The organism is Actinocorallia lasiicapitis (genome assembly GCF_054778695.1).
Genome location: NZ_BAAGZI010000751.1, coordinates 1 through 1,164 on the forward strand (window position 1 = coordinate 1; position 1,164 = coordinate 1,164).

2 protein-coding genes are annotated in these 1,164 nt (G+C 70.1%); one reads left to right on the top strand and one right to left on the bottom strand.

All coding sequences use genetic code 11. From position 1 onward, the window contains the following. Positions 1 to 110 precede the first annotated feature (110 nt). Complete coding sequence (locus tag ACYVE7_RS34350) at positions 111 to 434, bottom strand: nuclear transport factor 2 family protein (protein ID WP_460370787.1); 324 nt, start codon at positions 432 to 434, stop codon at positions 111 to 113. A 147-nt stretch (positions 435 to 581) separates the two neighbouring features. On the opposite strand from ACYVE7_RS34350, the gene ACYVE7_RS34355 reads away from it, so the two are divergent. Continuing rightward, positions 582 to 1,164, top strand: a 583-nt coding sequence (locus tag ACYVE7_RS34355) for an HAD family hydrolase (RefSeq protein WP_460370789.1), incomplete at its 3' end; no start/stop codon positions are given.

Sequence of the window (1,164 nt, forward strand, 5' to 3'; positions counted from 1 at the left end):
GCGACGCGTTCGCTTCCGGGGTCGCCGTCACCGCGGGGACGGCGGCCGGGCTGCTCGCCGCGGCCGTCGCCGTCACCCTGACCGTGCTGCGGCGCGCCGAAGCCTGACGTTCAGGGCGCGGTGTCGCGGTAGGTGCGCATCTCGGTGAGCAGCCCGTCCTTGAGCCGCAGATGCCAGACGAGCCGGGTGGCGGGCGCGCCGGGCTCCGTCCTGACGGTTCCGAAGACGGCGAGCTGCGCGGAGTCGCCGAACAGCTCGTCGATCTCGAAGTGCAGCCCGGGCCGTTCCTCCCGCGCCGCGGCGACGGCCCCCTGCACGGCGGCGACCCCGATCAGCTCGGGATGCGCATGGTCGATCCACTCCGCGCTGAGGATCTCGGGTGCGATCGAGACGTCACCGGAGTTCCACATCTCGAAGTACCGAACAACGGTCAACTGCGCATCCTGGCTCAACCTCGACGCTCCGTGTTTCGTAGATCCGGGGAGACAACACCTCGCCGTCCGAACCTACCCACTCCCTCCGACAATCGATCATCCCCGCCCCCACCCGCGGCTCCGCGCCACGGTGGTATCAACGCCTTTGTGCGAAATCTCGCGATCTTCGACCTCGACAACACCCTGATCGACCGCCTGGCGGCGTTCCACCGCTGGGCGGCCGAGTTCGTCTCTTCCTTGGGCGGCACCCCCTCCGATCTGGCCTGGCTGGTCGCGCTCGACGCCGACGGCTCCCTCCCCATGGACCGTTTCTTCTCCGCCGTCCGTGTCCGCTTCGCCCTCCCCGACCCCGCCGACCTGCTCTGGGCCCGCTACCGTGCCCGCCTCCCCCACCTCGTCGAATGCCCGCCCGAGGTCCTCGCGGCTCTCGCCGCTCTCCGCGAGTCCGGCTGGCTCCTGGCCGTCGCGACCAACGGCCGAACCGACCTCCAGACCGCCAAACTCCACCATTCCGGCCTCTCGAAGGTCCTCCACGGCTGGGCCATCTCCGAAACCGAAGGCACCGCGAAACCCGACCCCCTCCTCCTCCACCGAGCCGCCGCCCACTGCGGCACCACCCTCACCCCCACCACCTGGATGATCGGCGACACCCTAGAAACCGACATCACCGCCGCCCACACCACCGCCCTCCCCACCATCTGGCTAGACCGCCAACTCCCCCACCCCACCT